General features: G+C 37.8%; 21 protein-coding genes and 1 tRNA gene. 8 read left to right on the top strand and 14 right to left on the bottom strand.

What is annotated here, in order from left to right; genetic code table 11:
- Window positions 1–76: 76 nt before the first annotated feature.
- Window positions 77–1,939, bottom strand: coding sequence for a biosynthetic-type acetolactate synthase large subunit (ilvB, locus tag C7H19_RS07860; RefSeq protein WP_106456326.1), 1,863 nt, complete (start codon window positions 1,937–1,939; stop codon window positions 77–79).
- Window positions 1,940–2,373: 434 nt separating this feature from the next.
- Between ilvB and C7H19_RS07855 the strand changes: the two genes are divergently transcribed.
- Both C7H19_RS07855 and C7H19_RS07850 read left to right on the top strand, forming a co-directional pair.
- Window positions 2,374–3,270 carry an alpha/beta fold hydrolase gene (locus tag C7H19_RS07855; protein ID WP_106456325.1) on the top strand — a complete coding sequence of 299 codons (897 nt, stop codon included), beginning with the start codon at window positions 2,374–2,376 and terminating at the stop codon, window positions 3,268–3,270.
- 136 nt (window positions 3,271–3,406) lie between these two features.
- Window positions 3,407–4,471 carry a hypothetical protein gene (locus C7H19_RS07850; RefSeq protein ID WP_106456324.1) on the top strand — a complete coding sequence of 355 codons (1,065 nt, stop codon included), beginning with the start codon at window positions 3,407–3,409 and terminating at the stop codon, window positions 4,469–4,471.
- 52 nt (window positions 4,472–4,523) lie between these two features.
- On the opposite strand, the gene C7H19_RS07845 is transcribed toward C7H19_RS07850, so the two are convergent.
- The gene (locus C7H19_RS07845; protein WP_106456323.1) at window positions 4,524–5,615 is read right to left on the bottom strand and encodes a Vgb family protein; all 1,092 of its coding nucleotides are present in this window, start codon (window positions 5,613–5,615) and stop codon (window positions 4,524–4,526) included.
- Window positions 5,616–5,766: 151 nt separating this feature from the next.
- Here C7H19_RS07845 and C7H19_RS07840 point away from each other — a divergent pair, with 151 nt between their 5' ends.
- Together C7H19_RS07840 and C7H19_RS07835 are read left to right on the top strand one after the other, a co-directional pair.
- On the top strand, window positions 5,767–6,393 hold the full coding sequence (locus tag C7H19_RS07840; RefSeq protein WP_245927368.1) for a tetratricopeptide repeat protein: 627 nt from the start codon (window positions 5,767–5,769) through the stop codon (window positions 6,391–6,393).
- An 83-nt stretch (window positions 6,394–6,476) separates the two neighbouring features.
- Window positions 6,477–6,704, top strand: a complete 228-nt coding sequence (locus C7H19_RS07835) for a BolA family protein (RefSeq protein ID WP_106456440.1) — start codon at window positions 6,477–6,479, stop codon at window positions 6,702–6,704.
- Window positions 6,705–6,738: 34 nt separating this feature from the next.
- On the opposite strand, the gene C7H19_RS07830 is transcribed toward C7H19_RS07835, so the two are convergent.
- The 4 genes from C7H19_RS07830 to trpC form a co-directional block, all read right to left on the bottom strand.
- Window positions 6,739–7,380 (bottom strand): Uma2 family endonuclease, encoded by a 642-nt coding sequence (locus C7H19_RS07830; RefSeq protein ID WP_106456322.1) that lies wholly within the window; start codon window positions 7,378–7,380, stop codon window positions 6,739–6,741.
- A gap of 74 nt (window positions 7,381–7,454) precedes the next feature.
- Window positions 7,455–8,600: a pyridoxal-phosphate-dependent aminotransferase family protein gene (locus C7H19_RS07825; RefSeq protein WP_106456321.1), complete on the bottom strand. Its 1,146-nt coding sequence runs from the start codon at window positions 8,598–8,600 to the stop codon at window positions 7,455–7,457.
- A 92-nt stretch (window positions 8,601–8,692) separates the two neighbouring features.
- Entirely contained in the window at window positions 8,693–8,980 is a 288-nt protein-coding gene (locus tag C7H19_RS07820; protein ID WP_106456320.1) for a DUF5340 domain-containing protein, read from the bottom strand.
- A gap of 45 nt (window positions 8,981–9,025) precedes the next feature.
- A complete protein-coding gene (gene trpC, locus C7H19_RS07815) occupies window positions 9,026–9,913 on the bottom strand; it encodes an indole-3-glycerol phosphate synthase TrpC (RefSeq protein ID WP_106456319.1) in 888 nt (295 codons plus the stop codon).
- 126 nt (window positions 9,914–10,039) lie between these two features.
- Here trpC and C7H19_RS07810 point away from each other — a divergent pair, with 126 nt between their 5' ends.
- The 3 genes from C7H19_RS07810 to C7H19_RS07800 all read left to right on the top strand — a co-directional run bounded on the left by C7H19_RS07810 (window position 10,040) and on the right by C7H19_RS07800 (window position 12,848).
- A complete protein-coding gene (locus tag C7H19_RS07810; RefSeq protein WP_106456318.1) occupies window positions 10,040–10,324 on the top strand; it encodes a BrnT family toxin in 285 nt (94 codons plus the stop codon).
- Window positions 10,309–10,572: a CopG family antitoxin gene (locus C7H19_RS07805; protein WP_245927367.1), complete on the top strand. Its 264-nt coding sequence runs from the start codon at window positions 10,309–10,311 to the stop codon at window positions 10,570–10,572. The genes C7H19_RS07810 and C7H19_RS07805 overlap by 16 nt, the downstream gene beginning before the upstream one ends.
- Before the next feature lie 80 nt (window positions 10,573–10,652).
- Entirely contained in the window at window positions 10,653–12,848 is a 2,196-nt protein-coding gene (locus C7H19_RS07800; RefSeq protein WP_106456317.1) for a lytic transglycosylase domain-containing protein, read from the top strand.
- A gap of 96 nt (window positions 12,849–12,944) precedes the next feature.
- Here the strand turns inward: C7H19_RS07800 and C7H19_RS25300 are convergent, their stop codons facing one another.
- Complete coding sequence (locus tag C7H19_RS25300; RefSeq protein WP_146136499.1) at window positions 12,945–14,234, bottom strand: calcium-binding protein; 1,290 nt, start codon at window positions 14,232–14,234, stop codon at window positions 12,945–12,947.
- Window positions 14,235–14,453: 219 nt separating this feature from the next.
- Here C7H19_RS25300 and C7H19_RS07790 point away from each other — a divergent pair, with 219 nt between their 5' ends.
- The gene (locus C7H19_RS07790) at window positions 14,454–15,476 is read left to right on the top strand and encodes a cysteine hydrolase family protein (protein ID WP_106456315.1); all 1,023 of its coding nucleotides are present in this window, start codon (window positions 14,454–14,456) and stop codon (window positions 15,474–15,476) included.
- 12 nt (window positions 15,477–15,488) lie between these two features.
- Here C7H19_RS07790 and C7H19_RS07785 read toward each other — a convergent pair whose 3' ends face one another.
- From C7H19_RS07785 to C7H19_RS07755, 7 genes are all read right to left on the bottom strand, one after another.
- Window positions 15,489–15,995: a phycobiliprotein lyase gene (locus tag C7H19_RS07785; RefSeq protein ID WP_106456314.1), complete on the bottom strand. Its 507-nt coding sequence runs from the start codon at window positions 15,993–15,995 to the stop codon at window positions 15,489–15,491.
- A 41-nt stretch (window positions 15,996–16,036) separates the two neighbouring features.
- Window positions 16,037–16,741 (bottom strand): HEAT repeat domain-containing protein, encoded by a 705-nt coding sequence (locus tag C7H19_RS07780; protein ID WP_106456438.1) that lies wholly within the window; start codon window positions 16,739–16,741, stop codon window positions 16,037–16,039.
- A gap of 114 nt (window positions 16,742–16,855) precedes the next feature.
- Window positions 16,856–16,928: transfer RNA gene (locus tag C7H19_RS07775), tRNA-Phe, on the bottom strand.
- Between the two features lie 64 nt (window positions 16,929–16,992).
- Window positions 16,993–18,234: a lipid-A-disaccharide synthase-related protein gene (locus tag C7H19_RS07770; RefSeq protein ID WP_106456313.1), complete on the bottom strand. Its 1,242-nt coding sequence runs from the start codon at window positions 18,232–18,234 to the stop codon at window positions 16,993–16,995.
- Between the two features lie 318 nt (window positions 18,235–18,552).
- Complete coding sequence (gene holA, locus C7H19_RS07765) at window positions 18,553–19,539, bottom strand: DNA polymerase III subunit delta (RefSeq protein WP_106456312.1); 987 nt, start codon at window positions 19,537–19,539, stop codon at window positions 18,553–18,555.
- A gap of 3 nt (window positions 19,540–19,542) precedes the next feature.
- Entirely contained in the window at window positions 19,543–20,679 is a 1,137-nt protein-coding gene (locus tag C7H19_RS07760) for a hybrid sensor histidine kinase/response regulator (RefSeq protein WP_106456311.1), read from the bottom strand.
- 6 nt (window positions 20,680–20,685) lie between these two features.
- Window positions 20,686–23,094 carry an ATP-binding protein gene (locus C7H19_RS07755; protein WP_106456310.1) on the bottom strand — a complete coding sequence of 803 codons (2,409 nt, stop codon included), beginning with the start codon at window positions 23,092–23,094 and terminating at the stop codon, window positions 20,686–20,688.
- Between the last annotated feature and the right edge of the window lie 16 nt (window positions 23,095–23,110).

Here is a 23,110-nt window from a genome sequence, read left to right as displayed (position 1 = left end):
CGTATAAAATTATCCCTAAAATAACCCCCCTAATATGTTGTATTAGGAGGGTAAATCATATTTCTCGCGTTAATTTTTATAGCTTCGTACCGCACTCAGAACAAAACTTGTGATTAGATGAACTTGTTGCACCACAATTATGACAAGTCGTTACATCAACTTCTTTTTGCGTTTCGTTTTGTTTGGGTAGGCCAATCATTTGAGTATTATTTTTACCAGGCGCCACCATCGGGTAACAGTTTTCGTCTTTGGTGACATGAACATTCAGTAAAACTGGCCCATCATGTGCTAACATTTGAGCGATCGCATTCGACAAATCGGCACGATGTTCGATGGTAATACCTTTGATGCTATAAGCTTTCGCCAATAGTTCAAAGTCTGGCATTCCAATTTCCATGTTAGAGCAAGAATAACGCTCACCATAAAAAGCTTGTTGCCACTGTCTAACCATGCCTTGCCAACCATTATTAACAATCACAGTCTTGACATTTATTTTATATTGTGCTAGGGTCGCAAGCTCTTGTAGGTTCATCTGAAAACTAGAATCACCACTAATGCAAATCACTTGTTCATCAGGAACAGCAACTTTAGCTCCCATTGCTGCCGGTAAACCAAAGCCCATTGTACCGAGTCCTGCACTAGAAATCCAGCGACGGGGGCCATTTTTCAGGAATTGAGCAGCCCACATCTGATGTTGACCTACATCGGTTGTATAGTAAGCGTGGGGAGCTTGTTGACTTAACTCAACAATTACTTCTTGGGGAGAAATACTATCATCATGGTGGGGAACATCTAGAGGATAGTCATTTTTCCAACGTTCAATCCGTTCTAACCAAGCTTGGGTCTGATGATGATTAGTGGGGTGGTCTAATTCTCTGGCTTTTGATAGCAGTTGTTCAAGAACTTGTCTGACATCTCCCACAATTGGCACTTCTGGGGCGCGGTTTTTTCCCACTTCCGCCGGGTCAATATCAATATGAATGACTTTAGCACGGGAGGCAAATTCATCTAATTTCCCAGTTACTCGGTCATCAAATCTCGCACCTACGGCAATGAGTAAATCACATTCACTCACGGCAAAGTTAGCATAGGCTGTACCGTGCATTCCCAACATTCCAACCGATAGGGGATGATGTTCATCGAATGCACCAATACCCATCAAAGTTGTGGTGACGGGGAACCCAAAGCGTTCCGCGAGTTCATGAATTTGAGCATGGGCATTTGAAGCGATCGCACCTCCGCCGACATATAATAGAGGACGATCGGCATTTTCTATCAAATTTAATGCAGCGTTAATTTGACCTGAATGACCTTTGACGGTGGGGCGATAACCCGGAATCTTCACATCTCCAGGCTCTACAGGAACATAGTCACAGACTTCTAATCCTACATCTTTTGGGATATCGACTAAAACGGGGCCAGGTCGTCCGGTACTTGCAATATGAAAAGCTTCTGCAATAATGCGAGAGACATCACTCGCAATACGCGCTACATAAGAATGTTTGACGATGGGTAAAGTTATTCCATAGATATCCGTTTCTTGGAAAGCATCGCTACCAATGGCATTACGAGGAACTTGCCCAGTAATAACAACCATTGGAATTGAATCCATGTGGGCGTTAGCAATACCTGTAACGAGGTTTGTCGCCCCAGGGCCTGATGTCCCGAAGCAGACACCGACTTTACCCGTCGCACGAGCATACCCATCGGCTGCATGAGCGGCAGCTTGTTCGTGTCTCACTAAAATATGCTGAATATCGCCTTTTGCTTCAAACCGATAAAGTTCATCATAAATCGGAAGAATTGCCCCGCCAGGGTAGCCGAAAATATGCTTAACCCCATGACGTTTTAGGCTATCGATGAGGGCGTAAGCCCCTGTACAACGCTCATAAGAGCTAGATTGAGATGAAGGATTTTTTTTAGAAAGTTGTGAAACCACTCTTTTCAACCGTCCAATAGACTTAATATTAATTCTAGAGTTTGTGGCCTATTTATATTTAGGTCAGATGCAACAAAGCCGATCAAATAACTGTTATCTTTTGATATTTAGTGTATTCTATCTATCCCTACAAATAACAGGGGGTTGACCGTTATATTTAGATCAGATAAAGTTGTCTACATCCTTACGTTTACCTGATCAATCAGTCCTTACCGAACCAAACCTAGGTACTCTATATTCTTATGACTTCCTGACATAAGTAATATATTTGTTACAAAAGTTTACAATTCTCCGATTTTTAGTATAGTACACATGAACTAGCAAATTGCTTGAGGCGAATTTTGGGACTAATAATTCGATAACTTTAAAACAGCGTGCCTCATTTTTAAGGTAAAAGACTGTATATTCTTGAATAACAAAGGCGTTGAAAAACTATGATTGAACCTATCGGCGTTGCACAGGAATCAGTTATCACATCCCTTGGAACAATGGTCTATTACACCCCAACTTTAGAACCTTGGACAGAAGAGGGAGAATCTCACCCCAAACCAACTCTACTTTTTTTACATGGATTTGGTGGGGGTTCATCTGCTTATGAATGGTCGAAAGTTTACCCCGCTTTTGCTAGTGATTATAGAGTAATAGCACCCGATTTAATCGGTTGGGGTCGCTCAGAACATCCAAAGCGTAACTATCAAGCTAACGATTATATTACAACGATTATTGAGTTTATCGAGAAAACCTGCCACAATGAAAAAGCGCTCGTCATTGCCTCCTCATTAACCGCCGCTTTTACGATTCGTGCCGCGATTTTGCGCCCTGATTTGTTCAGTGCCTTAATTTTAACGACTCCTGCGGGTTTATCCGATTTTGGCGAAGATTATAGCCGTAGTTTTTTTGCACAATTGGTTAGTATTCCTGTATTAGACCAATTGATCTATAATTCTGGTGTGGCTACAGCTAACGGTATTTTATCTTTTTTACAAAATCGTCAATTTGCCCATCCTGAGCGAGTGTATCCAGAAATTGTCGAAGCTTATTTAAAATCCGCACAACAACCCAATGCTCAAGATGCGGCTCTTTCTTTTGTTAGAGGCGATTTATGTTTCGATCTCTCACTTTATATTACCCAACTAACCATACCAACGGCGATTATTTGGGGTAAAAAATCTCAATTTACAGGGCCTGAAATTGGTAAACGACTAGCAGCCATGAATCCCGAATCAATTAAGATATTCTTAGAAATAGATGATGTCGGATTAACTCCACAACTAGAATTACCGGCTGTTACGATTGGTTTAATTCGGAAATATTTAAAAATTTTAATTTAATAAAAACTTTGATTGAAATCGAACTGTAGGGAGAAATTCGTCATAGATTGATTTACCTCACAAGATACAGGTTATTGCATAAAGAATTCGGATACAACAGGAGAGATTGTCGTAAATGAAATAAAAAATATTCGTTATGCTTTATCGTAAATCTCAATCTATAAATTTCTGGCTCGCTTTAGCTGTAGGTAGTTTAGCAATTAGTCAAATGCCCCCCGCTACCGCTAATCTAAAACAACAGAAACCCGAAGCAGGTGTAAATCAACCAATTCGCTCCACGACTCCTAACAGAACAAATGAACTGAATACAAATAGTGAATCTACTCCAACAACTCCCCCTCCAGGTGCGAATCCCGATACTCGCCCCACACAATCGGATGGAAGCAATCGAACCAATCCAACCGATCGCAGAATTTATCAAAATGGTGGGATGATGAATCAAATGAATTCAACTGAGCAGAATACTCCTCCTGCTGGTGCGAATCCTGACACTCGCCCCACACAATCGGATGGAAGCAACCGCACTAATCCAACCGATCGCAGAATTTATCAAAATGGTGGGACGACGAAACCACAGCAGTCTAATCAGATGACTCAACCCAACAAGATGGGCGATCGCATGGAGGGAAAAGTTGAACAATATTTACTGAATCGAGAAGGAATGGTTGAAGGAGTACTGCTAAGTAATGGTACTCAGGTCAAATTTCCCCCTCATATGTCTAGTAGTCTAGTCAACACCGTTAAACCTGGTGATACAGTGATGATTATGGGACAAGCAGGGATGTCTAGTTCTTTTGGTCAAGAAGTCCGCGCTTATAGCATTACCAATAGTGCCACTAAGCGTAGTGTAGTCGATCAACCTCCGACAACGCCACCAACCATGTCTTCAATGTCCATGAACTCCAGTACCATGTCTGTCGAAGGAACCGCTAAACATTGGCTCGTCGGACAAGGTGGAGAAATTAACGGTATTATCCTTTCTAATGGCGCACAAGTGAAACTTCCGCCCCAAGTTGGTAATCAGTTAAGCAATCTAGCTAAAGTGGGTTCTCGCATTCAAGCGCAAGGAATGGGGATGAAAAATAATTACGGTCAAGTTGTTGAAGCAGCAATGCTCACCGTTGATGGTCAAACCATTATTTCTCGCAATCCTTCTGAGATGATGCCGAATTCAATGCCAGCAAGCCCCATGATTAAATAGTAATCTAATATTTCTTTTCTTAGGGTGGGCTATGCGCTCACCCTTTGCTCATTTATTGCTTACTTTTTTGACGCGAAACTAAAAAAAACATTCCCAATAAAAACAAACCGGCCGTTGCTGCGGGTTCGGGAACTGGAGTCAATTGATTAGGTGTATACAAAATCCCAATGGGACGACGAAGCTTATCCGTAGTCGGAACAAAGACAGAACTTGGATTCCCAAACGAAGGAAGTGGAGATCCTGTAACACCATCGTAACGGAGAATCGCACCATCATTATTTTGAGTAAAATCAAAACCCACCGTGTATAGTAGTCCGCTATCATCGAAAGTCAAACTACCGATGAAATTATTACTAGGAACCGTTTGAGTATAATTTGTCGCCAGAGTACTAACAAATTGTCCTGTACTGAGATCGTAACGTCGAATATCATTGGCAAAATCACTGACAAAAAGGTCATTATCTGGCCCAATGGCTAAACCTAGTAAACTGACAAAACCAAAACTATCGGGTGAGGGGGTCGGTTGATCAATAAAAACAGTTGGAGAAGATTGACCAGGACTGAAACGCAATACTTGACTCGGTAAACCAGGAAAAGTTCCATTAACGCTACCTTCAGTTGTAACATAAAGATTACCTGCCCCATCAAATAGTAAACCATTCGGGCCGTTTACCCCTCCACTTAGCCCGTTTCCTGAAGCAAAAACATCGACAAATGCGCCAGTTGTTCCGTCATAACGTAAAATTTCGTCAGAGAGAAAGCTACTAACATAAAGATAGCCATCTGGGCCAAAAACTGAACCATAGGGACGTGTCAGCCCGCCACCTGAAGCAAATACGCCTTTAAACGCCCCAGTTAAGCCATCATAACGAAGAATCGCAGAGTTAGCGACTGTATCACCACTACTCACATAGAGATCCCCATCAGGCCCATAAAGTAAATTATCGGGGGCTTTTAACCCTCCTTGACCCGAAGTTATAAAATCGCCTAGAAATGCTCCAGTTTGTTCATTGAAGATGACAATATTGTCTCCTTGAGTATTTCCAACAAGTAAAGTAGCGCTCGCTGGGGCAACACTTAGACAAAGAGTTGAAAGTGTAGTTAAGACAACAGAAACGGGTAAAGAAAGAAATTTATACATCATTAAATCAAGGAACTTTTTTAAAAGATAAGGAACTACTGTAATCAGGACTCAAAGCTTTTTGAAATTTGAAACAAACCTTCATATGCTAGATGTTAAGATACCTCAAGTGTAAACAAATGCTTTAAACGATATCTGTTAGTCGAGTTATATTATGTATTCAAACCAACCTTCTAGTTTAAATCCTACAAAAATATTATTATTGATTTGTGCGGTTATTTTGTCGGCTTCACCCGTATTTGCTCAATCTTCCAATAAAAAACCCAGTTCTAATCCCACTCCTGCACCGACTTCGGCTAGTCCATCAACTCCAGAGAATACCGAGTCTCTGCGTCCTTTAGCCCAAAGTGATAGTATTCTCAATTTTCAAGGCGCACAACAAATCATGCAAGATGCGACAAATGCGATTAATGCGGGGAAATATGATTCAGCAGTTGATAAGTTACAGCAAGCGCGTCGAGTTTTTAATCAATTATCTAACTTTCATCTTCAGTTAGCGAATAGTTTTTCGGGAATTGATAATAAGATTGTTGAAGCACAGCGTCAAAATGCTTTACAAACGGGTCAAATGCGTGATGAAGCCACCTATCAACTCGCTTTAGTCCATCGGGCCCAAAATAAGCCAGAATTAGCCGTACCTTTACTTATTCAAGTGATACAATCTCAAAATCCAACCTCTGAACTAGGGAAAAAGAGTTATCAACAGCTTTATGAATTAGGTTTTGTTAGTGCGCCCTTTTCGACGAATCCTGAACCGGCGGCCTCTACTCCCAATAAATAAGCAATCATAAAGATAACGGATAATAGTACTGAGCGGTTTTACCTTTAGGAGACACAAGAGTGAACCTCAAACAAGTTGAAGCAATGATTCAAACCCAGTTACCTGACGCTGAAGTCATGGTTAGAGATTTAACCGGAGGAGGCGACCATTTAGAGGCGATCGTTATTTCGGCAGCCTTTGAAGGGAAAACTAGAGTAAAACAACATCAAATGGTTTATGGTGCTTTACAAGATGCAATGGCAAGTGAAGCAATACACGCTTTAGCCCTGAAAACCTTTACGCCTCTAGCTTGGGAAAGTGCCAAGAGATAAAAGAAATTAAATCGTAGGTTGAGGATAGTGAATTTTAGGCTTTCTTCAACCTTTGTTGTAGTTGATTACGAAATTCTTTAGCAGCAGCAAGAGGATTTGTTATTCTCAGACATTGTGTTAAAAGATCAATATCTAAATCGGGTAATAATTCACTTTTTTGTAATTTCTCATAACCAAAGGTTGACACAAACTCAAAAGGAATGTCTTCTCTTTTATGATAAATAGACAAATTATTATTTTGCCAAAACCAAACCTCTTTTACTTCTAGCCGTCTGTAAAGTTCTAAGCGATTAATTCCACCACTGGTAATAACAACCTCAACCGCTAAATCTGGGAATTCTTTGTCAGTACCAATACAATAACTCTCATCGGGTTCACCTCCCGCTTGTTTTTCCTCTTTGCGGAATGTCGTCGAACCTGTGGGAAAATATTCGGTATCCGTTTCTAAAAAATACAATTCTATTAGTGTTCCAAGGCGAGTTTTACCGCTTTCATGACGACGACTAGGGGCCACAATTTCTAATACTCCATCTAAATAAGCAACTCTGTAAGCATTACTATCTCCTAAATCTGCTAGTAAAGCTTCGTACTGCATCCAGCTAACGCCTGTAATGATGCGTTTTTCTTCGGGATCATCTGCTTGTAGACGTTGATGAAGATCGTTAAGAAGTACCATAAAAAGAAAAAATATAATTAATTTTATTATAGAAATAGTAAAGACGTACCGTAGCACGTCTCTACAAATATCTATTAATTGAACACTTTAGCCGCCGCAGCAACCCCAGCACCAGGGTTTAGACCTTCGTAGCCCAAATCGAGTAATGTCGCTTCTAGGGCTGCGATAACCGTCAGCAGATCGCGTTCACAAACGAAGCCTAAATGACCAATTCGGAAAATTTGACCTTTGAGGTGATCTTGGCCACCTGCTACAGCGATATCGAATTTTTTACGGAGTGTAGACCGTAACTTTTCGGCATCCATTGTCGGGGCTACAGCCGTTACAGCAGGACTCGCACAATGATCAGGTCCAAATAGGGGTAAACCCATCGCTTTCATGGCTTCACGGGTTCCTTGAGTTAAACGCTGATGACGTTCAAAGATAGCCTCTAGCCCTTCTTCTTTCATCATCTGTAAGGCGGCTTGTAAACCATACATTAGGTTAACGGGCGTGGTATAGGGAGAACTATTTTTATCGGTTTCTTTTTTGTATTTCCCTAAATCAAGGTAAAAACGGGGGATTTTAGCTGTTTCATAGGCTTTCCAAGCTTTTTTACTAACGGAAACAAAGCCCATTCCAGGGGGAATCATATAACCTTTTTGTGATCCAGATGCAACGACATCAATACCCCATTTATCGACGGGAACATTGGTCGCCCCAAGACTGGTCACAGCATCAACGATTAATAAAGCTTCGCCATGATCTTTGACGATTTTACTGATACTTTCTAAGTCATTGATGACCCCTGTAGAGGTTTCCGAATGAGTCATAATGACCGCTTTGATGGTTTTTTCTTTGTCCGCTTCTAGTTTTTCTTGAAAATCTTCTTTCTTTAGCGGTTTGCCCCATTCCGATGAAATGACTTCTACATTTAAGCCAAATGCTTTACATAGTTTAACCCAACGTTCGCCGAATTTTCCATTATCGGCAGCCAGAACGCGATCGCCTGGACTTAAAAAATTAATGATACCTGCTTCCATTGCTCCAGTACCAGAGACAGTCAGCATCAGCACATCGCTTTCGGTTTGGTGTAACCATTTTAGGTTTTCGGTAAGTTCACCAATTACTTTACTAAAATCGCTACTCCGATGCCCGATGGGGTGTTTTGCCATTGCCAACAAAACTCGTTCAGGTACAGGTGTTGGCCCTGGTATCATTAACATATGTTTATTTTGCATATTCGTTACCTATGATCGTCTTTTTGCCTACTTGAGCAGAAATTAATCCTATCTCAAAATACTGGATTTTTCGCTCTTATTTTTTTTGACTGTCATGTATGATTGACGTTTGAAGGTGTTTGGGAGGGAATATTTGGCGATTCATCAAAAGGAGCCGCTACACTATTGAGTGACCATCGGCATTCAAAAGAAACTTGAGTTTGTTTACAAATATCTTCTAATTGCTTTTGTTGAGCAAAAGCTTTTCTTAAACTAATAATCATTTGCTGAACTTGCTCTTTTAGCGCGGGTTGTTGTTCTACTGCTGCCAAGGTTTTGCGTTCCAACAACTGTAGCAGTAATTCATAATGCACATGGGACGGTAAGGGAATTGGCTTCATAAAACAAAGCACATGGGATAGATAGAAACAAGACAGCCGACAGAATTATAGCTCTTTAAATAGCAGGGCGATCGCTTCTGCTGGGTTATTCTGTTTAATCAGTGACTCCCCAATTAAAACGGCACTTGCTCCAGCTTGTTGGACTAATTGTAGATCAGATGAGCTATATAAACCAGATTCACTGACGATCAGAATTTCTTTTTGTTCAATTTCTGTTTTTCTTTTCTCCAATAATTGACAGGTTGTTTGTAAGTCTACTGAAAAATCTTCTAAGTTACGATTATTGATGCCAATTAAATTAACGCCCGAAATTCCTAAAACTCTGTCTAATTCTTCTAGGGTATGCACTTCGACTAAAGGAGTCATACCGAGGCTCTTGACAATTTTTACGAAATATGATAGGTCTTGATCGCTTAAAATAGCAGCAATGAGTAACACTGCATCCGCGCCTTTTGTTCTGGCATAATAAATCTGATAAGGATAAATAATAAATTCTTTGCACAATAGAGGCAAATCAACCGCTTGGCGCACTAAAAAAAGATTATCGAAGCTTCCCAAAAAAAACTTTTCATCGGTGAGAACAGATAAACAGCTTGCCCCACCTTGAACATAAGATAGAGCGATCGCAACAGGATCAAAATCTTCTTTAATAATTCCTTTACTGGGCGATGCTTTTTTTACTTCCGCAATGAGGGCGGGTTTAGTCTTTCCTGTCTTTAATGCGCCAAAAAAGTCTTTTGCTGGGGCAGTTTCTCGGACTTTCTTTTGTAATTCTATCAAAGGTAAGCGTTCTCGCATTAGATCGACTTCGGTTTCTTTGTGCCAGACAATTTCTTCTAGAATGTTTTGGGGCTGCTCATCAGGTACAATAACTTTGTATGCTAGGGTGTCTACATTAACAGTCGGATTGGGTGGTCGTCTACGAATTTGCATGATTTTAATCAGGTTTGAGTCTAGTTGTATATTTTAGTTGAACTATTGCTCAATCAATAGTTTTAGTGAGCAGAAATGAAAAAAGAAAAATTTCAAACCCAATCTTTGTTTCAGTAAAATTAGAGTATGAGGATTTATGAGTTCATTTGGAACCAAGATCGGATTGATCATATTGCTCGACATGGTGTAATTCCCGAAGAAGTGGAAGAAGCTTGTTTTGGAGTCGCTTTAATACAACGCACCAAATCTGAAGGAGATAACCCTGTATACTATGTGCTTGGACAAACCGAAGCTAGACGATATTTGTTCTGTGTGGTTATTCAATTTACTGATGGTAAAGGTTATCCCGTCACAGCACGCTCAATGACTGAACAAGAAAAACGGCGATATAAATTATGGAAAAACCGATAAATATCGAAAAAATACCGCAAACTGACTCAATACAAGAGTTAGCACAGTTCTGGGAAACTCACGATTTAACTGATTTTGCCGATCAATTAGAAGAAATTACAGAACCCGTTTTTGTACGGGAAACGGTGGTGCAGATCCGTTTACAACCTTTAGAAGCAGAAGCGGTACAAAAAGTTGCTCAATTAAAAGGTATTGATTACACTCATTTGATCCGAGAATGGATTCTAGAAAAAATTCACACTAAATAAACACCGAAGTGTGAGAAACAATTCCCAAAAGTCCGGAATCATTGATAATGGATATCTGAAGTGCTAGTCACCATGATGTAATGCTGAAAAACTTAAAAGGTAAATCTTCTCTCATAATGGGCATTAGCTCAGGACTTCTTTTACTCGCCATTCCTAGTATTTTAATTCTTAATCCAGAAATTAGAGAGAGACTAGAACAACAAACCCCGTTAAATCCAACGTCTCAAAAATCCTTTGAAGCTGAAAAAAATCAGCCATCTATTGTGATGAACTTGGTATCTCTAAGCGCGGAGGAACAAGAAACGCAACTGAGGAAGATCGCCGATTCAAATCAATCCTCTCTAGATCGTAGTCGCGCCCGCTATCTTTTGGCTTCAATTTTACTAAAAAAATTTGAAGGAGGACCAGCTTTACGCCTATTACAAGGATTAGATAAAGAATATCCCGTTCTTGCACCACAGATCTTATTAAAACAAGGTCGCGCTTACGAACTCAGTAACGAACCGACTAAATCTCAAGAAGTCTGGAAAAAAATTATTGAGCGTTATCCTGATTCTCCCGTTGCTGCTGATGCTTTATATAATCTAGGAAAAACCGATCCGCAATATTGGGAACAAGCGATCAAACAATTTCCTCGTCATCCGCGTACTCATGATATTATTCTAAAACGTCTCAAAGATAATCCCAATCAACCTCAATTATTATTAAATTTACTTAGAAATAGTCTACCCAACGAACCCTTTACTAACCAGGCACGAGATCGTTTAGTTCAAGAATTTTCCCAACAGCTTACCCCCTCAGACTGGGAACTCATCGCAGACGGATACTGGGATCAAAATCTCTACAAAAAAGCCGCCGCAGCTTATCAAAAAGCTTCACCAAGTCCCCGTCAAGCTTATCGTATGGCTCGCTATTTCCAGATTGATAATCAAATAGAAGAAGCCAAACTAGGTTATAAAAAATTAATAAAACTTTACCCCGACGCACTCCCTACCGCACTCGGTTTGTTAAGGCTTGCTGACTTATCGAGAACGCAAGATGCAATAATTTACTTAGATCTTGTTGCTAAACAATTTCCTCTCAAAGCTCCACAAGCTTTACTCAAAAAAGCCGATCTCTTAGCGCGTTCGGGGAATGCCACCGCAGCAAATCAAGCCAGACAAACCCTTATTAATCAGTATGCCACATCCGACGAAGCCGCCGAGTTACGCTGGAAAATTGCGGGGCAATATGCAGATAATGGCGATTTTGTCAAGGCTTGGTCATGGGCGCAACCCATTACGGTAAATAATGGAGATAGTTCGATCGCACCAAAAGCCGCTTTTTGGGTAGGGAAATGGGCGCGGAAACTCGGAAAAGAAAAAGAAGCTAAAGAGGCTTTTACTCATACGGTGGGACGTTATCCATCTTCTTATTATGCGTGGCGATCGGCTAATTTACTCGGTTGGCCGGTGGGTGATTTTGAAACTGTTCGCGCTCTGACTCCAACCATCCAAAAACCAACACAACGCCCGATTCCTCCTTTTGGTTCAGATGCGTTTAAAGAATTATATCGTTTAGGGGAAAAACAGCAAGCATGGGAACTCTTTCAAGCGGAAATTGTTGATCCTACTAAACTGACTGTTGCTGAACAATTTACTTATGGTTTATTATTACTCGATCAAAATCGTAATATTGAAGCAATTAATCAGATTTGGCAATTAAAAGAACGAGAAACCCCAGAAGAACAAAGTCAATGGAAAGCTTTACGAGAAACTTTAGAATATTGGCAAGCTTTATTTCCTTTTCCTTATTATGATTTAATCCTAAAATGGTCACAAGAGCGTCAATTAAATCCCTTATTAGTGACGGCTCTCATTCGTCAAGAATCTCGTTTTGAGAAAGATATTAAATCTCCTGTCGGTGCTACTGGATTAATGCAATTGATGCCCGCCACCGCTAAAATGGTAGCCGATAATCTAAATATCAAAGAGTATTCTTTAACCAAGCCTGACAATAATATTAATTTCGGTACTTGGTATTTTGATTATACCCACAAAACCTATGATAATAATTCGATGTTTGCTGTAGCGAGTTATAATGCGGGTCCTGGCAATGTATCAAAATGGATTACTAAATATAATTCGAGTGATCATGATGAATTCGTCGAAAATATTCCCTTTAAAGAAACCAAAGGATATGTAGAATCAGTTTTCGGGAATTATTGGAATTATCAGCGAATTTATAATCCTGAAATTGCTCAATTATTAGAACAAATTCCGAAAAGTCAAGAGTAATAATACTCATTAAGCAGGAAATTTGGGTAATTAACCGTTAATTGCCCAAATAATTCGAGAATTTTTACACAAGAATGCACCTAAACAAAACTTAGGTTAATTAACATAAAAATCACTAGACGCTAAAGACGGTACGCCTTGAAGAATTGCTAATACAGATGCAGAGGCTGAACCATTTCCATCAGCATCAAAACGTAGATAACCTGTATTTGTATCGTAGATAAATCGATGACTAGAGGTTGTTGCACTGGTTCCATATTTGAACTGTGCCGAGGTAAGAGAGGAATATTGAGTTAATCCACCACCGAAACCACTTGCAGAGACATAAATATAATTGACTCCACTCTCAAAGTTTATAATTGTGTCAATTCCTTCATTGGCAGCATTGAAGCCTATATCACCACCTTCATAATAATCATAATAATATTCATTGTAAAAAGTGAGCGTATCGTTTCCTACACCTCCATAACCCATACTATATTTACTAATGCTTAAAACGTCATTCCCATCGCCTCCATATTGAGAGCCATCACCCGTTAGAGTATCATTACCAGCCTCGCCATACTTATAGCCATAACCCGTTAGACTATCGTTCCCATCACCTCCATACATATAAAAATAAGAATAACGGCCTCCATTTAAAACATCATTGCCTTTCTCACCATAGAGAGTACCATAGCCTTGCCCTGGCGTAAGAGTGTCATTGCCATCGCCTCCTTTTAGAAGATTATTGCCCTCATTGCCAGTAATCACGTTATCATAACTATTCCCTGTGCCGCTCAGGTTACCCCCTCCTGTTAGAGTTAGATTATTGACGTAATTTTCGTCTAAGGTATAGGTGACAGATGAAATGACTGTATCAATGCCTTGCCCGGGTAATTCTACAATGACATCTGTTGTACTATCTACAATATAAGTATCATCTCCAATACCACCATTGAGGGTATCTATTCCATTTCCTCCATTAATGGTATCCTTACCCGCATTTCCTTTTAGAGTATTATTACCCGCATTCCCTGTGATGACGTTATCGTAACTATTCCCTGTACCATTAAGGTTACTTGAACCTGTGAGAATTAAATTATTGACATAGTTTTCAGCTAAAGTATAGCTAATCGATGTTTTTATTGTATCAGTGCCACCTCCTGCAACTTCAGTGATCACATCTGAGGTACTATCGACAATATAAGTATCATCACCACTTCCCCCAATCATGGTATCTGCACCACTTCCACCATCTAAAATGTCGTTGCCATTTCCGCCCTCTAGTCTGTCATTTCCCTCCTTACCAGTTAGAGTATCTAAACCATCGTAACCATAGATGAAATCATTTCCTGTGGTTCCGATTAAATTGTTATTTCCTGAGTTTCCTTGAATAGTAGCCATTTTAGTATTCTCCCTGTAGTCTCTTTAATTAGCTCTATTTACAGTTTCTAGAAAAAAACTATATTTTAGTAAAAAATATACATTTATTAACACATACTAAAAAATGACTAAATTAAAAAAAGAAACATAAAAAATAAACAAAGTAACAAATATATAAAATTTATTTTTGGTGCAAATAATGACTTTTAAATTATTAATTTTTATTACATAGCTAAAAATATGACTACAAACCTTAATAATTTCTTACCTATTCCTAGTTTCTTTGATTCTCAGAAAGTATATCATTACTGGGCTGTACCGTATCATGAACGAGCAAGAGAAGCCAGCGAATGGGCAAAAAAATATAATATAAAACCCGCATACGATGATAAAAACCGAATTTGTTTATTAATCATTGATGCACAAAACACATTTTGTTTACCAGAATTTGAATTATTTGTTGGGGGACGATCGGGTCGAGGTGCAATTGATGATAATATCCGTTTGTGTGAGTTTATTTATCGAAATCTAAAAACGATTACGACAATTATTCCAACAATGGATACGCACACTGCAATACAAATATTTCATCCGATTTTTTGGGTTAATGAAGCAGGAGAAAACCCTCAACCGATGACGATGATTAGCTATTCTGATGTAGAAAATAAGGTTTGGCGAGTTAATCCTGCTTTGGGCAATAATTTAGATAATTATGCGTTGCATTATGTCCAGAAAATCAGTGAACAAGGAAAATATCTTTTAACGATATGGCCTTATCATTCTATGTTAGGGGGAATTGGTCATGCTTTGGTTTCTGCACTAGAAGAAGCGATCTTTTTTCATAGTATCGCTCGAAAAAGTCAAACCCAATTTGAACTTAAAGGAGAAAATATATTAACCGAAAATTATTCGGTTTTTCGTCCAGAAATATTAGATGATCATCAAGGACAACCAATTACTCAAAAAAATAGTCGTCTACTCCAACAAGTTTTAGACTATGATGCTGTAATTATTGCAGGACAAGCAAAAAGTCATTGTGTCGCATGGACAATAGAAGATTTATTAAAAGAAATAATGACTCGTGATCCTAATTTAGCTAAAAAAGTTTATTTGCTCGAAGATTGTACCTCTCCAGTCGTTGTGCCTGGAGTTGTTGACTTTACACCCCAAGCAGACGCAGCTTTTCAACGTTTTGCAGAAAATGGCATGAATATTGTGCGCTCCAATATGAAGCTCGCTGATTTTTCCTTCCTTAAACTATAATCAAGTTCACGACTAAGAAACTTTGCGAATTTCCGAATAAAAAGCCATTTGACTCGTACCATCGGATAATTTAACTATATTCGTGCGTAATCTCAAATTAGGACTTGCAAACGAGATTCGTTCTTCACTATGACGGTTTGTTTCATCTATACTTAAGGTTAAAGCTTCATCTTTCCCTAGACTGTATTGACCTTTCGTATAAATTTGTCCCTGACTTAAATAACGCAAGATCTGTCCGTTGGCTGTATGATTGGTTTCAGGAATCCATACTATTAACGTATGTCCTGTTTGTTTCGGTTTTCCCCAATCTACGGAATTATCCCAACTTGTTTTAGAGCCTCCTAATGTCATTTCGGGCTTAATTTGAGATTTTTCACAGAGTTTAACGATTTCTGGGTGATCAGATGCCAGAAATTCTACTGTAATCTCGGCTTTGCTGCTTTCTGTTTTGGATTGAAAACTCGTTCGCTGGGAAAACCATTTACCGCTACAAAGTTCTATGATCTCTTTGATATCCATGAATCGTGTAATCTCGTGTTAGATCTAGCTATGAATCAATTTTACGCCATCGGGTCGCTTGCTTTTTTCAACTCGGATAGTTCGGCTTCTAATTTTTCTAAAGATAATCTTGCTGCTTCACTGACTTGAGAATGATCGTCTTTTGCTAGAAATCTCAATGCTGATAGACTTTTTTCACTCTCTAAAGATCCTAACGCTTCTGCAAGTCGTTGGCGGATCAACCAATCATCAGAAGACGCAAACCGAAGGATCTGATCAACAGTATCAACGGCTTTAATTTCGCCTAATGCTGCGATCGCTGCCTGTTTGAGTACAGTTTCCTCACTCTCTAAAGCTTTGAGTAAAACTTCTCTAGCGCGAATATCTTTAAGATTTCCCAAAGAAACCGCCGCACTAAACCGTACTAACCATTCTGTATCTTCATAGAATGCTCTAACTAAAGGTTCAAAAGCTCGCCCATCTTCTAAATATCCTAACGCACCCGCCGCATCTGCTCTAATACCATAATCGGGATCGGATTCTAACAAATTGATTAAAATAGGATAGCATTCGTCGGTTTGTTTGACTCCGAGGGCAAAAACAGCCATAGAGCGAACTGGAAGTATCTCATCATAAAGAACTTTTTTGATCAAAGGCACAGCATCTTCAGCAGGAATATGTCTTAATGAAGCTAAGGCTAAAAGACGATCTTTGGAGTTAGGGCTATCGAGTTGAGCCGATATTTGGGCTAGGCTATTTTGATCCATTTGTTTAGAGATTTTAATTTTTCTTAATACTCTTCTCATTCTAGCCTTTTGTTTAGAGCAAAGGTATACAAATGCCATTCGCCTTATTCAGACTAATATCAATTAAAATAATAATGCCAGGACGGAGATTTGAACTCCGGACACGAGGATTTTCAGTCCTCTGCTCTACCAACTGAGCTATCCCGGCGAGACATAACTTTTTTCATGCTTAACTAGCATAGCAAACAAATTTGGAAAATGCAAGCCATATTTTAAAATAATTTTTCTAAGGTTAAACGAGCGATCCGTAATGCGGCACCAGGTTTTCCCATGCGACGCTTTCCTACGATGTCGATTTCTTGCCAACGATCGGGATCGTTTAAAATAGCTTTTAAGGTATGACCAACTTGTTGAGGTTGCGGGACTAAAATCACGGAACAACCGAGCAAACGGGTTTGATTTTGGGCGAATTGCAGGGTAAATTGTGGCCCTTCGCCAGGTATAATAATGGCAGGTTTACCGAGTCCGACAAACTGTTCGGTTGCCGTTCCTGCCATAGCGATCGCAATATTCCCTAAACCGAGACACTCTGTATAAGCATTTTGCGAGAGAATTAAATTAATCTTGTGATTGTAGGTGAAGGCTAAAGCGTTAGGATCATTTAAAGAAATGTGTAGCTGTTCTAGGGGTTTCGGATGCCAATTATGGGCTAAAAGTGGTACTTGAAACGAATCAATAGATAAGGATGGCGCAATCGCAGCTAAAAAAGTAATTCGATAACCTTTGAGTGCTAGAATAATATTTTCAAGGGATTGTAAAATGATTTCCCAGTTACGATAGGCTTCAGGCGCACGTGAACCCGGTAACAAAACGACGGTAAGAGATTCTTTGCTTATATTCCCAGTAGAACTGATCTGATTTTCTAATCCATCCATCATCGGATTACCCAAATCATAAACGGGAATTGGCCACTGTTGTAAAATCTTAGAAGTTAAGGTATCTCTGGGAAAAACCGCTTTACACCGAGGGCGACTCATTAACCATCGTTCCCAAGGAAAATAATATGATCCCAAACGTCTTTCTAAACTAGATGTTTGAGGTAGCCATCCTTGTTCATCGCGCAAGTAATATTCAGATTTAGCAGTTCCAACAAAAGCATAATCTGTATTACTTAACCAAGCTAACAAAACGGGTAAGATATCGCCAACTGCTAAAATTCTTCCACCCTCTAAACTCCAACGACGGACGGTTTGATGTTGTGCTAAGGTGAGTTGAAGTAATCCTTTTTGAACATCTCCTAACAATTGTCGCCCATCCATATAAATAAATCCACCCGATGGCATGGATTGAACAGGGCCTCGGATGGGAATATTAAGAGAGTGATAAGCTTTTCCTGTACCGACTAGGGGAAATGCTACTAATTCAAGCTGATTTGATAGTAATTGTAATTGTTCGGCTATGCGTACGGCTATTTCGTCTTCACCGTGACCATTGCTCAATATTAATAATTTCATCGCTAGAAAGGAAACTTAGAATAAAGCTATTTTAAAGAAAAAAATTAGAAATCTAACAGCGAATTTGCTTAAGATCCTAAACTTCGGTTGTACTGTTCTAGAATTTTTACGAGAATGATGGATGGTTAGGGAACAATCGAAAAAACAGTTAGCTATCTCACTAAAGGATAGACTAGACGAAAGCAAGGGGGTTCCAAGCAATTTATTTTTCTAATGTAATAGGTTTTCGATCTTCGTGCCTTTGCAGTAGAATGACAACCAACCCTATTAAATCGGCTATCCTCTTTTGTACGCTAACTGTCTTTTTCTTCTTTGGATTTAAGATTTTTTGAATAAATGACACAGTTCAAGAACTTTAGTTTGTAGTGTAGCTAATGGTTCGGCACCTCGTTTTAAACTGAGTTCTAGGTCTAGTAATATTGATAAACTTGTTAATAATTTGTGTGATGAAACTGATTGGACTTCTTTTTTAAGAAAATAAATTCGTTTTGGGTTATTGATTTCGGCTGCTTTAGCAATAACTGTATCATCTTTTTCATTTGCTTCTAAATAAAGTTTGATGATTGTCCATGTGCGGAACTGACCGACTAATGTCGCTATAATTCTTAAAGGAACTTCATTACAGTTAAGTAAATCAGAGATAATTAAAAGTGCTTTTGCGCCATCTCCTTGTCGAATAGTTGTCGCTAATTGTAAACTGCTTTGGGTGGCTATATTAACTAAGGAAGTTAGATCTTTTTTCTCTAAGGGTTTAGAAACAGTCTGACTATAAAGGGCTAATTTTTCTAACTCTTGATAAATTTGCCTTGTATTATTCCCTATTGCCTCCGCTAGAAATTGTAGGGCATCTGGGGTTAATTTTACACCTATTTCTTGAGCTATTTTTTGAACTTGCTTGGTTATTTCTTCAATTTGCCAAGGTGGAATTAAAGAAAATTCCTGAATTTGAGCATAGTCTTGGACAATTTTTGATGATTTGAGTCTTCCATCGGGTTTTTTACTTGTGGTAAACAGTAAATGTGAGGTAAGAGGAATATTTGGGAGAGTTCTTTGTAATTCTTTTAGTAAATCATCCGAGCAATTTTGAAAAATACTGGTTTCTTTTAACCAAATTAAGCGCTCGCCCATGCCAAAAACGGGTGTCATTGCTAAATTTAAGGCTTGAAATAAACTATCTGCTTGATTTCCTGCAATTTGCTCATAATTAAATTGTAACCAGTTGGGATCTAACACTTTTTTTTGGAGTTCTTGAACTGCTTTTGACAAGGTAAAGTCATCTTCTCCCCAATATAAGTATGTAGGCATTTTTTAATTAGAAAGTGGTAAAGTAAAACAAAATTGTGTACCCTTTTGAGGTTGAGTGATTACTTCAATTGTACCACCATGCGCCTGAATAATTTGATGACATAAATATAAGCCTAAACCTAATCCTATATCGCGTTGTGTGTTTTCTCCTCGATAATAGGGTGTAAATAAATTCTTCGCTTGCTCAATATTCATACCCACGCCATTATCTGAGACTAAACACCGCATCATTGAAGGTTGATTGATTAATTTATTTTCGATAATTTCGGCATTCAAAGTAATTTCTAATCCAGTTGTATTATATTTTATGGCATTCGATAATAAATTTTCATAAACTCGCCATATTTGATGAGGATCAGCTTTAATTAAAGGACAATCTGGAGAGATATTATTAATGAGTATGGCTTGATTTTCTTCTAAGATAGGCAGCCATTCTGTAATAATTTCTTGTGTGAGTGAATAAAGGTTTATAGGTTCACATTTTAAGGACATTTCCCAGAGTGAATATTGTTGAGTTTCGACTAATAAGTTAATGAGTTTAAGTTGACGATCGCAACTATTTTTCATTTGTTCTAAAATGGAACGTGAAAGGGAAATATTTAGTGATTTTTCCGTTATTGTAGGTGATTCTAAAAGGTTGTTGAGAATCATTGTTAAACCGATTACAGGATTTCGTAAATCATGAGAAACGGCGTGTAGATAAAACCGTAAACGTTCTTCAGTTTTTTGTCTTTGTTCTATTTCTTTTTCAAGTTGTTTTTTTTGCCATCTAATGGTAAGTTGATTTTCTACTCTAGCTATTACTTCTTCTTCTTGAAATGGTTTAGTAATATAGTCTAAACCACCGACTTTAAACGCTTTTACTTTATCTAATACATCATTTAATGCACTAATAAAAATAATCGGAATATCTTTAGTATTTTCATCTGCTTTTAAAAATTGGCAAACCTCATAACCGTTCATTTCAGGCATTTTAATATCAAGTAAAATTAAATCTGGTGAAGTTATTTTGACGGTATTAATTGCGGTTTTACCATTGAGTGCTTTTCTAACTTTATAGCCACTTTTAGTAAGTATTAAATCTAAAAGTCTCAGATTATCAGCTTGATCATCAACAATTAAAATATTTTTCTTTAACATAATTATTTAATCTTCATCAAATAAGTTAAGAATTGAATCAAATAAAAAATCATGAGTTAATTCTTGTATAATTTTAGCTAAGTCTGAATATTCTAGAGGGATTTTTTTGACTAATTCTAAAATGGTATCATCACTACATTCTTGAGTTGCTTTTTTGAGTTGTTGTCGCCATTCTTTAGGCATTAATTTTAGTTGGTTTGTGGCTATATCTGGATAATTTATAGAAGTGTTCAAATGATTAGTTTTTTGAGATGATTTCTCGTCATATATATAAGTTACTTTTAAATATTGAGCAATTTTAAAAAAAAGTAAATCTTCTTGAATTGGTTTTTGGATAAAGTCATTATAGGTTAATTTTATCTGATTAAACTCTTCTTTAAATGCACTTGCAGTTAAAGCAATAATAATTATTTTTTGCTCATGGTCTAATTTTTTTATTTCCTGAATTGCTTCATTTTCTAAATCAATGAGAATTAAATGAGGTTTCCAGTTTTTACAAAGTGCGATCGCTTCTTTTTTTTGATTTGTTTCCTTGACTAAAAACCCCACATATGTTAAAAGTTTAACGAGTAAAATACGACTTTCTAAATGATTATCTATGACTAAAATTCGATAAAATTGTTGCTCAGAAGCTAAACCAATCACTTGACGTTTTATCTCACATTTTTTGAGTTCTTTTTGATGAGCTATTTCAGCAATAATATCGAATATAAATAAACTTCCTTTTCCTAAACTGCTTTTAACTTGTATTTTTCCGCCCATCAATTGTACAAAATTTTTACTAATTGATAAACCTAAACCTGTTCCTTGTTGTGAATTTAACCCTGTTTTTGTTTGTCCAAATGCTTCAAATAATTTATCTTTTTCACTTGGATCTATACCAATTCCTGTGTCTTCTACTTCAAAAACTAATCGTATTTTTGACTTATTTTCTAGATATTCTGCTATTTTTACTCGTAGTGTAACACTACCTTTATTCGTAAATTTAATGGCATTACTCAGCAAATTAATAATAACTTGTCGTAATTTTCCTTCATCTGTATAAATATATTGGGGGACAAATGCTGAATAAAATATTAATTTTAGATGTTTCGCTTTGGCTTTCAGACTAAACATATCTTGAACGGTTTCTAATAAAATATGTAAATCAATATTTTGGGGATAATATGTTATTCTTCCGGCTTCAATTTTAGACATTTCCAAGATGTCATTAATTAAAATTAATAAATGTTCACCACTTCGATTAATAATATTTAGATTTTCCTGTTGTTCTTTGTTTAAACTATTATCTCGATTCAAGACTTGAGTAAAACCCAAAATAGCATTTAATGGCGTTCTCAATTCATGACTCATATTCGCCAAAAATTCACTTTTAGCTTGATTGGCTGTATCTGCTTTTTCTTTAGCGATTTTGAGGGCTTTTTCAGCTTCCGATCTTGCTTGTGCGATGGCAATAAATTCACCAACTAATTTTAACCAGTTAACATCTTCTGTTGTCCAATATCTAGCGATTGATGCTTCTAAACCTAAATAACCCACAATTTTTTTAGAAGTTGTCATAGGGACGATGAGCCAATTTGGGTTTAAACTGTTACTAATCAATTCTTTTTCTTGAATAGCAGAATCAGGAATATCCGCAATATTATTAATTTTAATCGGTTGACTATTTAATAGCTGTTCAGCAAACCAAGGAAATGTATTAACGGTCTGATTTTGATACTGTTCTAATCTAGATTTTAGCTGAGGGTTTTTCGGATTGCACCATTCATAAAACATACTCCATTCTTGCTGATTGTCTGCATAGCGAATAATATAAGTTTGCTCACTTCCAGTAAACTCACCAATTTTTTGTAAAATGGATTGAATCACGATTTCAAAATCTTGATCGAGTAATTGTCGGGCAATTTCACTAAGAATATGTTCTCGTGTGGCTAAGTTTTTCAGCATACTTTCTCGATGCTTTCTTTCACTAATATCCGTATGAGAACCAGCAAAACGGACAGGATTGCCGTTTTCATCCCAGATCGCTTTTCCTCGTGATAAGATCCATTGATAGCCGCCATTTTTGCAGCGTAGACGAAATTCAAGACGATAAGATGCAACTTTACGCTCTAAATAGGCTTGCAAAAATTCAACCGCATAATTACGATCGTCTTCATGGAGTAAATTCACCCAAGTTTCATGATGGTTGGGTAAATCTTCTTCTGTATAACCCAACATTTCTTTCCAACGGGGAGAATAAAATATTTTATTACTTTTGAGATTCCAATCCCAAATCCCGTCATTATTTGCTTTTAGAATTATAGAAAAGCGTTCTTTGCTTTCTTTTAATTCCTCCTGAATTTGTCGCAGGTTTTTTAATTCTGCTTTTAAAGATTCGATATCCGTGGGTGGCGTTTCTAATTCGTCAGACATAATTCAGACCTTATCG

This window comes from Aphanothece hegewaldii CCALA 016 (assembly GCF_003007785.1).
Lineage (GTDB): Bacteria > Cyanobacteriota > Cyanobacteriia > Cyanobacteriales > Microcystaceae > Chroococcus > Chroococcus hegewaldii.
This window is presented reverse-complemented; position numbering and strand designations above follow the sequence as displayed.